General features: G+C 73.6%; 11 protein-coding genes and 1 pseudogene. 7 read left to right on the top strand and 5 right to left on the bottom strand.

Annotation, left to right across the window (positions count from 1 at the left end; translation table 11 throughout):
* A partial coding sequence (locus MTQ10_RS20545) for a DUF3027 domain-containing protein (RefSeq protein WP_247470265.1) occupies positions 1-912 on the bottom strand: 912 nt, incomplete at its 3' end.
* Positions 913-1214: 302 nt separating this feature from the next.
* Here MTQ10_RS20545 and MTQ10_RS20540 point away from each other — a divergent pair.
* The 4 genes from MTQ10_RS20540 (at position 1215) to MTQ10_RS20525 (ending at position 4848) form a co-directional block, all read left to right on the top strand.
* Complete coding sequence (locus tag MTQ10_RS20540; RefSeq protein WP_247470263.1) at positions 1215-2657, top strand: MFS transporter; 1443 nt, start codon at positions 1215-1217, stop codon at positions 2655-2657.
* Between the two features lie 178 nt (positions 2658-2835).
* Positions 2836-3312: a DUF2771 domain-containing protein gene (locus MTQ10_RS20535; protein WP_247470261.1), complete on the top strand. Its 477-nt coding sequence runs from the start codon at positions 2836-2838 to the stop codon at positions 3310-3312.
* 14 nt (positions 3313-3326) lie between these two features.
* The gene (locus MTQ10_RS20530) at positions 3327-4001 is read left to right on the top strand and encodes a futalosine hydrolase (RefSeq protein WP_247470259.1); all 675 of its coding nucleotides are present in this window, start codon (positions 3327-3329) and stop codon (positions 3999-4001) included.
* Complete coding sequence (locus tag MTQ10_RS20525; protein ID WP_247470256.1) at positions 3988-4848, top strand: 1,4-dihydroxy-6-naphthoate synthase; 861 nt, start codon at positions 3988-3990, stop codon at positions 4846-4848. The genes MTQ10_RS20530 and MTQ10_RS20525 overlap by 14 nt, the downstream gene beginning before the upstream one ends.
* A gap of 43 nt (positions 4849-4891) precedes the next feature.
* Here MTQ10_RS20525 and MTQ10_RS31320 read toward each other — a convergent pair whose 3' ends face one another.
* The gene (locus MTQ10_RS31320) at positions 4892-5275 is read right to left on the bottom strand and encodes a cold-shock protein (RefSeq protein WP_308404585.1); all 384 of its coding nucleotides are present in this window, start codon (positions 5273-5275) and stop codon (positions 4892-4894) included.
* A 151-nt stretch (positions 5276-5426) separates the two neighbouring features.
* On the opposite strand from MTQ10_RS31320, the gene MTQ10_RS20515 reads away from it, so the two are divergent.
* On the top strand, positions 5427-5687 hold the full coding sequence (locus MTQ10_RS20515) for a hypothetical protein (protein WP_247470255.1): 261 nt from the start codon (positions 5427-5429) through the stop codon (positions 5685-5687).
* On the opposite strand, the gene MTQ10_RS20510 is transcribed toward MTQ10_RS20515, so the two are convergent.
* From MTQ10_RS20510 to MTQ10_RS20500, 3 genes and pseudogenes are all read right to left on the bottom strand, one after another.
* Positions 5672-6289 carry an HAD family hydrolase gene (locus MTQ10_RS20510; RefSeq protein WP_374117652.1) on the bottom strand — a complete coding sequence of 206 codons (618 nt, stop codon included), beginning with the start codon at positions 6287-6289 and terminating at the stop codon, positions 5672-5674. The two genes, MTQ10_RS20515 and MTQ10_RS20510, sit on opposite strands and share 16 nt — an antisense overlap.
* 232 nt (positions 6290-6521) lie before the next feature.
* Positions 6522-6575 (bottom strand): annotated as a pseudogene (locus MTQ10_RS31510) (hypothetical protein); the annotation flags it as partial.
* A gap of 223 nt (positions 6576-6798) precedes the next feature.
* On the bottom strand, positions 6799-7842 hold the full coding sequence (locus MTQ10_RS20500; RefSeq protein ID WP_247470251.1) for a hypothetical protein: 1044 nt from the start codon (positions 7840-7842) through the stop codon (positions 6799-6801).
* 75 nt (positions 7843-7917) lie between these two features.
* Here MTQ10_RS20500 and MTQ10_RS20495 point away from each other — a divergent pair, with 75 nt between their 5' ends.
* Together MTQ10_RS20495 and MTQ10_RS20490 are read left to right on the top strand one after the other, a co-directional pair.
* Positions 7918-10461 carry a helicase-associated domain-containing protein gene (locus MTQ10_RS20495; RefSeq protein WP_247470248.1) on the top strand — a complete coding sequence of 848 codons (2544 nt, stop codon included), beginning with the start codon at positions 7918-7920 and terminating at the stop codon, positions 10459-10461.
* A 230-nt stretch (positions 10462-10691) separates the two neighbouring features.
* Positions 10692-12335 carry a DNA repair helicase XPB gene (locus tag MTQ10_RS20490; protein WP_247470246.1) on the top strand — a complete coding sequence of 548 codons (1644 nt, stop codon included), beginning with the start codon at positions 10692-10694 and terminating at the stop codon, positions 12333-12335.
* The last annotated feature ends 62 nt before the right edge of the window (positions 12336-12397 follow it).

Genomic DNA, 12397 nt, shown 5'->3' with positions numbered 1-12397 from the left:
TGCCTCGTCCGGGGCCGGGGGCACCGAGCCCGAGTCGGGGGCGGGGCGGAGCGGGAAGGGATCGACCCGCGTCTCGTCGATGACCGGCGGCGCCGGCTGCGGCGGCTTCGGCATGACCGCGGCCTCGGAGTGCCCGCCGCAGCCGTACGCGAGGGAGACGACGCGTCCGTCGGCCGGGGAGAACTCGTTGGCGCACACCCCGAAGGCCTGCCCGAGGGAGCCCCCGATCGGCACGAGGAAGCCGCAGCTGACGCAGGCGGCGGGCGCGGCCTGCGCCATCGGGGTCTTCGCGCCGAAGGCCTCTTCCCAGCGGTCGGCGGCGACGTGGAGACCGTATCGGGAGAGGACTCGGGCGCGCCGCATGCCGAGTTCCTCGGCGACGGCGGCGATGGAGCCGCGGGTGGGCGCGGAGGCGAGGTGGGCGGGGGTGCCCTCGGTGACGTCGGCGTCCTCGGCCTCGGCGAGTTCGGCCATGTCGGCGGAGACGGCGGCCACGGCCGAGTTGGGCGGGGGTTCCTCCGCGCCGGTGTAGCCGGGCTCCAGCCGCAGGTCCTCGGCGTCGGTGGGCAGCAGGTCGCCGGGGCCGAGGTCGCCGGGGCGGAGACGTTCGCTCCACGGCACCCATTCGGGGGCGAGGACGGCGTCGGGGCCGGGCAGCAGGACGACCTCGTCGAGGGTGACGACCTTGGCGCGGGAGGCGCGGGCGACGGTGACGGCCCAGCGCCAGCCGCGGTAGCCGAGTTCCTTGCACTCGAAGAAGTGCGTGACCACGCGGTCGCCCTCGGAGACCATCCCGCTGTGCTCGCCGACGACGCCGGGCGCGGCGGCTTCCTCGGCTGCGGCGCGGGCGAGGTCGACGGCCTCGGCGCACAGGCGGTCGGGGGTGCGGCTTCGCGTGCTCGCTGCGCTCACAGGTATCGCTTCTCTCCAGTACGCCGTCTTCCGGTGCGGGTGCCTCCGGCGGCGGGGCGGAAGACGGAGCGGACACCTGGACCGCTTCGACGTCTGCGCACGCTCGCGCTCGGGCGCACCTCACCATCCATTCTGCGGGATGGCCGAGATACGCACGCTACCTGTTCGCTGCCGCTGGGCCTACACCGACGTCTTCGTCGGGCGCTTCCCGCCGGTCGTGTCCCGCCTGCCGGACGGACCCGCTTGGCCGCAAACGTGCAGTAACGGCACTACGTCGGGCTTTCTCGGGGCACTATGACGACGTGGCAGCCGCGAAGTCCCCCCAAGGTGCCACCGGGATCGGTGGGGTCGGAGGAAGCAAGGCGAGCAGGGGGAGCAGCCGAGGCGGCGGTTCGGGCCGGTTCCTGGGGTCCGTCCGCTCGGTCGGGCGTGCCCTGCACTTTCCGGTGACGGGTGCGGCGCGCGGTATCCGCAAGGCGACGCATGCGCACGGCGCGGGTGAGTCGGGGCTCGGTCAGTTGATCGAGCTGCACGGGGTGAACGGCGCCGGCGATGTCATGATCACGGTGGCGTTGGCGTCGACGGTGTTCTTCTCGGTGCCGACGGACGAGGCGCGCGGGCGGGTCGCGCTGTATCTGGCGATCACGATGGCGCCGTTCACGGTGCTGGCCCCGGTGATCGGCCCGATGCTCGACCGGTTGCCGCACGGCCGTCGGGCGGCGATGGCGGGCTCGATGCTGGCGCGGGCACTGTTGGCGCTGGTGCTGTCGGGGGCGGTGGTCAGCGGGGGTCTGGAGCTGTATCCGGCGGCGCTGGGTGTGCTGGTGGCGTCGAAGGCGTACGGGGTGGTGCGCAGTGCGGTGGTGCCCCGGTTGCTGCCGCCGAGGATCAGCTTGGTGAAGGCGAATTCGCGGGTGACGCTGGGCGGTCTGCTGGCCACAGGGGTGGCGGCGCCGATCGCGGGCGGGTTGCAGGCGATCGGCGCGCGCTGGCCGCTGTACGGCGCTTTTGTGATCTTCATCGCGGGGATGTTCCTGTCGTTCCGGTTGCCGCACAAGGTGGACTCGGCGAAGGGCGAGGACACGGCGCTGCTGGCGGCGGACGAGCGGCATCTGCACGGGCCGCACCGGCAGCCGGTGAAGCGGCCGGGGCTGCGGACGGTGGGCCCGGCGGTGACGCACGCGCTCGCCGCGAACGCGTCGATCCGCTGTCTGACCGGTTTTCTGATCTTCTTCCTGGCGTTTCTGCTGCGGGAGCATCCGATCACGGGGCAGAGCGCGGCGGTGTCGCTGGGCATGGTGGCGGTCGCGGCGGGCGCGGGGAACGCGCTGGGTACGTCGGTGGGGGCGTGGCTGCGGTCGCGCGCCCCGGAGATCATCATCGTGACGGTGGTGGCGGGGGTGATGACCGCCGCGATCGTGGCGGCGGTGTTCTTCGGCGCGGTGCTGGTGGCGTGTCTGGCGGCGGTGGCGGGGTTCGCGCAGGCGTTGGCGAAGCTGTCGCTGGACGCGTTGATCCAGCGGGACGTGCCGGAGCTGGTGCGGACGTCGGCGTTCGCCCGTTCGGAGACGTTGCTGCAGATGGCGTGGGTGTTCGGCGGTGCGATCGGCATCGTGATGCCCTTGAACGGCACGCTGGGGCTGTCCGTGGGCGCGGCGATCGTGGCGGCGGGCTGGCTGACGACGGTGCGGGGGCTGGTGGCGTCGGCACGTCATGGGGGGTCGGCGCGGGCGCGGGTGGCGTAGGGGGCGGTGCCTGCCGGTGGGGGTGTGCGCGCAGTTCCCCGCGCCCCTGTCGGTGGGGGTCGGTCGCGGCGTTTCCGCGCCCCTGTGGGGGTGGTGTGCGTGCTCGGCTGGCGTAACGAACCGGGCACGTCGGCCCCCGCGTGGTCGGTGGGGCGCGGGTGCCAGATAGCCTTCGGCCATGACCATGCTGCATTCCGTCGTGCGACGCCGCCGCGCTGTCGCCGCCGCCGGCGCCGTTTCCGCCGGACTGCTCGTCCTGTCGGCCTGCGACAAGCCGACGCCGGTTGCCACGATCTCCATCGGCCGTGGCTCGGTCAGCTCCGAGGCGGCCTGCTACAACGACGGCAAGGCGCTCGACACGAAGTCGCTGACGAAGTGCGCCACCGAGAAGACCGATGTGAAGTCGATCGATCTGGGCCAGGACCAGGCGATCCGGATCGGTGTCGACCCGGAGATCGCCGAGAACGGCTGGACGATCCTGGTCAACGGCCGCCAGTTCGCCGACTTCAGCAAGAACACCTACCGCTCGATCCCGGGCAGTGTCTTCTTCAACGAGCAGTACCAGACCGGTGGTGAGACGAACACGATCTCCGTGCAGGAGGGCGAGGAGTCTCCCAAGGGTGTGTGGACGTTCAAGCTGAAGAAGGCGTACTGACCGGGGCCTGTCCGATGCGGGTTCTCGTCGCCACCGCCGTCCCCGCCGAGCGGGACGCGGTGGCACGGGCTTTTCCCGCGGGGTACGGCGGTGCCGTGCCGGGGCTGCTGGCCGCCGGGGTGGGTCCGGCGCGTGCCGCGGCGGCGACGGCTGCCGCGCTGACGGCGGCGGAGCGGGACGGTGTGCCCTACGGGCTGGTCGTCAGTGCCGGGATCGCGGGCGGGTTCGCGCCGCACGCGCCGCTCGGCTCGCTCGTCGTCGCCGACGAGATCACCTCCGCCGATCTGGGCGCGGAGACGGCGGAGGGTTTCCTGCCCGTCACCGAGCTGGGTTTCGGCACGGTCACCCACCGTCCGCCCGAGGCGCTGGTGCGGCGGGTGGCGGACGCTACCGGGGCCCGTGCCGGGGCCGTGCTGACGGTGTCGACGGTGACGGGCACGGCCGAGCGGGCGGCCGAATTGCGGGCGCGGCATCCGCGGGCGCTCGCCGAGGCCATGGAGGGCTTCGGGGTGGCGGAGGCGGCGGCGCTGCACGGGCTGCCCGTGCTGGAGATCCGCGCGGTGTCGAACGCGGTCGGGCCGCGTGACCGTGCCGCCTGGCGCATCGGTGAGGCGTTGCAGGCGCTCACCGAGGGCTTCGGGAACCTGGCACCCGTACTGGAGAGTTGGAACAGTCATGACGACCGGTGAGCCCGTGCGGTCCCTGCGGATCGCCTACTCCCCCTGCCCGAACGACACGTTCGTCTTCGACGCCCTCGCGCACGGCCGGGTGCCGGGCGCGCCCGCGCTGGAGGTGACGTTCGCCGACATCGACGTCACGAACGGCATGGCGGAGCGCGGCGAGCACGATGTGCTGAAGGTGTCGTACGCGGTGCTGCCGTACGTCCTCGGGGAGTACGCGCTGCTGCCGTGCGGGGGCGCGCTGGGGCGGGGCTGCGGGCCGCTGGTGCTGACGCGGGAGGCGGGCGCCGATCTGACGGGCCGCACGGTCGCGGTGCCGAGCGAGACGTCGACGGCGTATCTGCTGTTCCGGCTGTGGGCGGCGGACACCGTGCCGGGCGGGGTCGGTGAGATCGTCGTCATGCCGTTCCACGAGATCATGCCGGCGGTGCGGGACGGCAAGGTGGACGCGGGGCTGGTGATCCACGAGGCCCGGTTCACGTATCAGAACTACGGTCTGCACAAGCTGGCCGACATGGGCGAGCACTGGGAGCGGACGACGGGGCTGCCGATCCCGCTGGGCGCGATCATCGCGCGGCGGTCGCTGGGCGCGGACACGCTGACGCTGCTCGCCGACTCGATCCGTACGTCTGTGCGGATGGCGTGGGAGGACCCGGAGGTCTCCCGGCCGTATGTGATGGAGCACGCGCAGGAGATGGACCCCGCGGTGGCCGACCAGCACATCGGGCTGTACGTGAACGAGTTCACCGCCGGTCTCGGCGCCGACGGGTACGCGGCCGTGCGCGGGCTGCTGGACCGTGCGGCGGCCGAGGGGCTGGTGCCGCCCCTCGGCCCGGACGCGCTGGACTTTCCCTGAGGCCGTGCCGGCGGGCCGTGCCTCGGCGGTCGCGTCGTACGGCTCAGACGTCGAGCTGGTCGGCGACCGCGCGCAGCAGCCCGGCGACCTTCTTGCCGGCGGCCTTGTCGGGGTAGCGGCCCCGCTCCAGGGTCTGCGTGACGTTCTCCAGCAGGGTCGTCAGGTCCTGCACGATGGAGGCCAGCTCGTCCGGCTTCTTGCGCTGGGCGGCGGCCACGGACGGGGTCGGCTCCAGCAGGATCACCGACAGGGCCTGATCGCCGCGCTGTCCGGCGACCACGCCGAACTCCACGCGCTGTCCCGGCTTCAGGGTCTCGACTCCGGCGGGGAGGACGGAGGAATGGACGAAGACGTCACCGCCGTCGTCGCGGGAGAGAAAGCCGAAGCCCTTCTCGCTGTTGAACCACTTGACCTTGCCGGTGGGCACGTCTGTCCTCGTCCTCGTACTCGTCGGAAAATTGCTCAATAACAACCCTGGCGGGTCGACCATGACCCGCCGGTACCAAGGCTAATGGTCTCCGGGCGGGTGACAAGACGTCGCCCGGTTGTTCCTTCGCGCAGGGAACTACCCTGGTCGAGTGCGTGACAAAACTCGAATGAATTCCGCCGCTCCCGGTGATCGGCTGATCCGTGCCGGTGCGATCGTCTTCTTCATCGGCGCGGTCGCCACTCTGGTCACGGTGGCTCCTCTGCTGCTCGGCACGGAGCCTTTTCCGACGTACATGTTCGGGTTGAGCATGCTCATGGCCGTCGGATTCGTGCTCGCCGGGGCGGGCCTGACGCGTTCCGTGGTGGCGGGGCGGCGGCAGGCTCGGGCGGCGGCTCAGGCGTCCAGGTAGGCCGAAAGCCACCCCGGGAATTCGGTCAGCGACGTGAGCACCACGTCGGCACCCTCCGCGCGCAGTTCCTCGGCGGTGCACGGCCCGCTCGCCACGGCCACCGCCAGCGTGCCCGCCCTGCGGGCGCCGCGTACGTCGCCGGTGTGGTCGCCGACGTAGATCGTCGCGCCGTGCTCGCGCAGCGCCTCCGCCTTGCGCTCGGCCCACAGATCACCGACGACCGTGTCGGCGTCCAGGCCGAGATGCTCTGTGTGCAGCTTGGCGTTGGGCTCGTGCTTGGCGGTCACCACCAGGGTCCGTCCGCCGGCCGCCTTCACCGCGGCGAGCGCCTCGCGGGCGCCCGGCATGGGCAGCGACGCCGGGACGGCGATCTCCGGGTAGATCGCGCGGAACGTGTCCGCCATGGCCTCGACCTGGTCGGCGGGGAACCAGTTCGCCATCTCCTCGGTGAGCGGCGGCCCGAGCCGGGTGACGGCCAGGTCGGCGTCGATGTACGTCCCGGTCCGCTCCGACAACTGCTGGTAGACGGCGCGGATGCCGGGGCGGGAGTCGATCAGGGTCATGTCGAGGTCGAATCCGACCACCGGTGCGCGAGACGTCATGACGGCCATTCTGCCGTGCCCCCGACCAGCGCCCTCGGCCCGTCCGCGCGGCCACGGGGTCCCCGTCGCAACTCCCCGGTGTCCGCCTCGAACCCGAGGGGCGCGGGCAGGGGCACGCTCTGCCCCGGTTCGTACGTGGACCCCCGGGCACAGGCGTCACCGGAGGGTTCCGACCGGTCACCTCGCCTGCCTGCCGGTCGATCAGCACGTACACGGGGATGCCGGCGCGGGCGCATCCGCGGGTCCTCTTCTCGCGGTCGCGTCCGGCCGTGCCGTCGGAGGTCACCTCGGCGACGAGGAGAACGGGGACGGGTCGTGCCACTCGTCCGGGTCGTCGCAGGGGGCAGGGCCTGGAAGGCGTCGCCCTGGCACCCCGGCAGGATGATCGGCTCCGCCCTCGCCATGATCGGCCTCCTTCGCTCGGCGCGACCTTCCCGGCGCGGGCGGGAACCGTGTGCGGCGATCGGCCGCTGATCACCCGGACGGGTGTGCCGGAGCGGGTACGTTCCTCAGCGTCTGCGCTGCGAGCGCCACACCAGGAACAGGGCCGAGGCCACCGCCGCGCCGCGGACCACCCAGGGCCAGGTGTCGGCGATCGCGGCGTTCATCTGGCCCTCGGCGATCGGGGTGCCCCAGCGGCCCTCCGTGCGGCCCCACAGCCACACCATGCCGGCCGTCAGGGAGAGGCCCGGCAGGATGACGACCGCCCACTTGGTCTCCGTGTCGGTCAGCCGGCGTGACGCCCAGGCGATGAGCCAGCCCGCCGCCAGCGCGAGCAGGTTGCCGACCACCGCCCCGGCGACCAGGCAGGCCGCGGCGAGCAGCAGCAGCGGGTTGCTCCAGCGGGGCAGGGACGGCAGGCGCGGCAGGCGGGGCTTCGGCGCCGTCGGGGGCTGTGCGGCCTCGGCCGGGTCCGGGTTCCGGTCCGGGTCTCCCTCTTCCGCCTTGCCGGGCTTGTCCTGCGGTTCCTCGTCCGGGCGTGGCGGTTTCAGCAGGTCGGGGATCTCCACGCCGCCCACGAAACCGGGGGCCTCGTCCGTGCCGGTGTCCACGAGCGGGCCGGTCGGGGTGCCCCACCAGTCGGGGCGTACGGCGCTGCCGCCCAGTTCCTGTGCGCTCGCCAGGTGCGGTGGGGCGGGCCCGTCGGGCGTCGGGGTGCCGGCGGTCTCCTCGGCGGGCCTGGGGCGCGGTACGCGGCGCCGCTTGAGGAGGGACGCCCTGCCTTCCTCCCGGGCCTCGGGCTGCTCGTCCCGCGCCTCCCGCGCCTTCGTCTCGTCCCGCTGCACCGGCACCGCCGCGGCCGGCGGCTGCGGGGCCGCCGTGGTGGTGCCGGCGGCCGCTGTGACGACGTCGTCGGGGCTGCCGAGGCGGTCCAGGATGCGGCGCACCGCGGCCGGGCTGTCGACGACGGCACGCGCCCGGCGCCGGTCGATCTCGTCCCTCAGCTGCGACACGAGCCGCATCCGGGTGGACGACGGCAGCTGCCGCTGCTGCGCCACGTCGCCGACCCGGCTCAGGTACTCGTAGACGACCTTGTCGCTCTCGATCCCCACGGAAGGACAAGCTATCGCGCGGTCCCTCCGCCGGGCACGGCCGCGCTGTCGCACCCACCCGCTACCGTGGGTCGGATGAGCCCCGAGGACACGCCGGCCCCCCGTTCGCTCGCGGAAGCGCTCCGCGCGCGTGACGACGCCTCCCTGGCCGCCCTCCTGCGCGGCCGGCCCGACCTCATCACGCCCGTCCCCACCGACCTCACACAGCTCGCGACCCGCGCCGGTACGCGGGCGAGCGTGGTGCGGGCGCTGGAGCGGCTGGACCTGTTCACGCAGCAGACCGCGCAGGCGCTGGCGGTCGCCGAGGACCCGGCGACGTACGGGGAGCTGCTCGGGCTGATGGCCGGTGACGACGGTGATCCGGCGGTCGCCGACGCGCTGCCGCACGCGCTGGCGGTGCTGCGGGAGCTGGCCCTGGTGTGGGGCGGTGACGACCGGATGCGGCTGGTGCGCACCGCGCGGGAACTGCTCGCGCCGGCCCCGCAGCACCCCTTGCCGACGGGGCTGGGCCCGACCGTGCGGGAGGCGGCGTCGGGCATGTCGCCGGGGCGTGTGCAGGAGATCGTGGCGACGGCCGGGCTGCCGTCCACGCACGACCCGGTGTCCGCGGTCGCCGCGCTGACGGCGCTGTTCACCGACCGCAAGCGGATGGGGAGGCTGCTCGCGGGCGCGCCGGAGGAGTCCCGGCAGGTGCTGGCGCGGCTGATGTGGGGGCCGCCGTACGGGCAGGTCACCGCCGACCCGGCGGCGCATCTGCGCTGGCTGCTGGACCGCGGGCTGCTGCTGCCGACCGCGCCCGGCACGGTCGTGCTGCCCCGTGAGGTCGCGCTGCATCTGCGGCAGGGCCGCGCGCACCGTCAGCCGGAGCCGCTGCCGCCCGCCGTGCAGACGGTGAAGGTGCACCCGCCGCAGGTGGTGGACGCCACCGCGGCCGGGCAGGCGCTGACCGCGCTCGGCACGGTGGAGGAGCTGCTGAAGGACTGGCACGAGGGCGGTCCGGCCGTGCTGCGGGCGGGCGGGCTGAGCGTGCGCGACCTGAAGCGGACCGCGGTCGCGCTGGACGTGCCGGAGCCGGTCGCCGCGTTCTGGGTGGAACTGGCGTACGCGGCCGGGCTGGTGGCGTCCGACGGTGAGGCCGACGAGCGGTACGCGGCCACGCCCGCCTACGACGAGTGGCTGGAGCTGCCCGCGCAGGAGCGGTGGGTGCGGCTGGCGGAGGCGTGGCTGGCGGCGACCCGCACGGCAGGGCTGGTCGGCGGCCGGGACGCGAAGGAGCGTCCCCTGTCGGCGCTGGGCCCCGGCCTGGACCGGTCGGCGGCGCCCGAGGTGCGGCACCGGGTGCTGACGCTGCTCGCGGCGCTGCCGGAGGGCGCGGCGGCGGACCCGGAGTCGGTGCTGGCGCGGCTGCGGTGGGAGCGACCGCAGCGCCGCGAGGAGGATCTGCGGGTCAGGCTGGCCCGCTGGACGCTACAGGAGGCGGAGCTGCTCGGGGTGACCGGGCGGGGCGCGCTCGCCGCGCACGGGCGGGCGCTGCTGGGGCTGCCGGAGCCGCGTCGCGGCGGGCCGGCCGGTGCGGCTCCGGAGCCGTCGGGGCCCGGCGACAAGCTGCCCGTCCATCACCACCACCGCGGGCCCGCCCAGGGCGCCCCGATCACCCCCGCCGAGCAGGCCGCCGCGTCGGCCGCCGCCGCACGGCTGCTGGCGCCGCTGCTGCCGGAGCCCCTGGACCATGTGCTGCTCCAGGCCGACCTGACGGCCGTCGCGCCCGGCCCGCTGGAGCGTCCCCTCGCCGACATGCTCGGTGTCCTCGCCGACGTCGAGTCCAAGGGCGGCGCGACCGTGTACCGCTTCACGCCCGCCTCCGTACGGCGCGCCCTGGACGCGGGGCGGACCGCCGCCGACCTGCACGCGTTCCTCGCCGCGCACTCCCGCACGCCGGTGCCGCAGCCGCTGGCGTACCTCATCGACGACGTGGCCCGGCGCCACGGCCATCTGCGGGTCGGCGCGGCCTCCGCGTATGTGCGCTGCGACGACGACGCGCTGCTGAACGAGATCCTCGCCGACAAACGGGCCGCCGGGCTGCGGCTGCGCCGCCTCGCGCCGACGGTGCTGGCCGCGCAGAGCGACCCGGCGACGCTGCTGGAGGGGCTGCGGGCGATGGGGTTCGCGCCGGCCGCCGAGTCCGCCGACGGTGATGTGCTGATCGCCCGCGCCGACGCCCACCGCACCCCGCCGCGCACCCCGCCGGAGCCGGTGCCGGAGGGCCCGCCCGTGCCGGACGAGGCGCTGCTGGCGGCGGCGATCCGCGCGATCCGCGCCGGTGACCTGGCCTCCACCGCCCCGCGCAAGCCGGCCGACGGCGCGGGCGCCGTCCTCGCGCCGGGCGAGCTGCCGCGCACCTCGGCCGCGGACACCCTCGCCACGCTTCAGGCGGCCGTGCTGACCGGGGACACGGTGTGGATCGGCTTCGTCAACGCGGAGGGTGCCGCCAGCCAGCGGGTCATCGCACCGGTGCGGGTCGAGGGCGGTTTCGTGACGGCGTACGACCACACCGCGGACGAGGTGCGCACCTTCCCCCTGCACCGGATCACGGGGGTGGCGGAGCCGGCGGAGGAGTGACGGGCGCGAGGCCGTGGCAGCCTTTGTGTGCCGTGACGATGTGACGGGCGCGAGGACGTGACGGGCGGGCGGACGTGACCGCCTTCGCGTGACGTGACGGGCGCGAGGACGTGACGGTCCGCTCCGTGCCGTGACGGGGATCTCGGCCCGACGGGACGACCGGCCCCGCCCCGTTCCTCGGAGGGTTGGGGCACACTGGACGTTTGGCCCGCGCGGAAGGAAGCACGTACGTGAACGGTCCTCTCATCGTCCAGTCCGACAAGACGCTGCTCCTGGAGGTCGACCACGAGCAGGCCGACGCGTGCCGGCGCGCGATCGCGCCGTTCGCCGAGCTGGAGCGGGCGCCGGAGCACATCCACACCTACCGGGTGACGCCGCTCGGCCTGTGGAACGCGCGGGCCGCCGGGCACGACGCCGAGCAGGTCGTGGACGCGCTGGTGCAGTACAGCCGCTACCCGGTGCCGCACGCGCTGCTCGTCGACATCGCGGAGACGATGGACCGGTACGGCCGGCTGTCCCTGGTGAAGCACCCGGCGCACGGGCTGGTGCTGACCTGCACGGACCGGCCGGTGCTGGAGGAGGTGCTGCGCTCCAAGCGGATCAAGCCGCTGGTGGGCGCCCGTATCGACCCGGACACGGTGGCGGTGCACCCGTCGGAGCGCGGGCAGATCAAGCAGACGCTGCTGAAGCTGGGCTGGCCCGCCGAGGACCTCGCCGGGTACGTCGACGGTGAGGCGCACCCGATCGAGCTGGCGGAGGACGGCTGGGCGTTGCGGCCGTACCAGAAGCAGGCCGTGGAGAACTTCTGGCACGGCGGCAGCGGTGTCGTCGTGCTGCCGTGCGGCGCGGGCAAGACGCTGGTCGGCGCGGGCGCGATGGCGCAGGCCAAGTCGACGACGCTGATCCTCGTCACGAACACGGTGTCGGCGCGGCAGTGGAAGCACGAGCTGGTGAAGCGGACGTCGCTGACCGAGGACGAGATCGGCGAGTACAGCGGTACGCGCAAGGAGATCCGTCCGGTCACGATCGCCACGTACCAGGTGCTGACGACGAAGCGGAAGGGTGTCTACCCGCACCTGGAGCTGTTCGACTCCCGTGACTGGGGGCTGATCGTCTACGACGAGGTGCATCTGCTGCCCGCGCCGGTGTTCAAGTTCACCGCCGACCTCCAGGCGCGGCGACGGCTGGGGCTGACGGCGACGCTGGTGCGGGAGGACGGCCGGGAGTCGGACGTGTTCTCGCTGATCGGACCGAAGCGGTTCGACGCGCCGTGGAAGGAGATCGAGGCGCAGGGCTATATCGCGCCCGCCGACTGTGTCGAGGTGCGGGTGAACCTCACCGACTCCGAGCGGCTCGCGTACGCGACGGCGGAGGCGGAGGAGAAGTACCGGTTCTGTGCGACGACCGACACCAAGCGCAAGGTGACGGAGGCGATCGTGCGGCGGTTCGAGGGTCAGCAGATCCTCGTCATCGGGCAGTACATCGACCAGTTGGACGAGCTGGGCGAGCACCTGGGCGCACCGGTCATCAAGGGCGAGACGTCGAACGCGCAGCGGGAGAAGCTGTTCGACGCGTTCCGGGAGGGCGAGATCAACGTCCTGGTGGTGTCGAAGGTGGCGAACTTCTCCATCGACCTGCCGGAGGCGACGGTCGCGATCCAGGTGTCGGGCACGTTCGGGTCGCGGCAGGAGGAGGCGCAGCGGCTGGGGCGGGTGCTGCGTCCCAAGGCCGACGGACATCAGGCGCACTTCTACTCGGTGGTCGCCCGCGACACCATCGACCAGGACTTCGCGGCGCACCGCCAGCGGTTCCTGGCGGAGCAGGGGTACGCGTACCGGATCATCGACGCGGACGAGCTGCTGGCGGAGAGCTGAGGCGGGCGGGCCGGGTGACGGTCACGCCGGCCCGGCGCCGGTCGGCGGGGGTGGTCCCGGGG

It is taken from the genome of Streptomyces sp. XM83C, from assembly GCF_023072675.1.
Lineage (GTDB): Bacteria > Actinomycetota > Actinomycetes > Streptomycetales > Streptomycetaceae > Streptomyces > Streptomyces thermocoprophilus.
The sequence above is the reverse complement of the archived record's forward strand: the minus strand, read 5'-3'. Positions and strand labels throughout refer to the sequence as shown.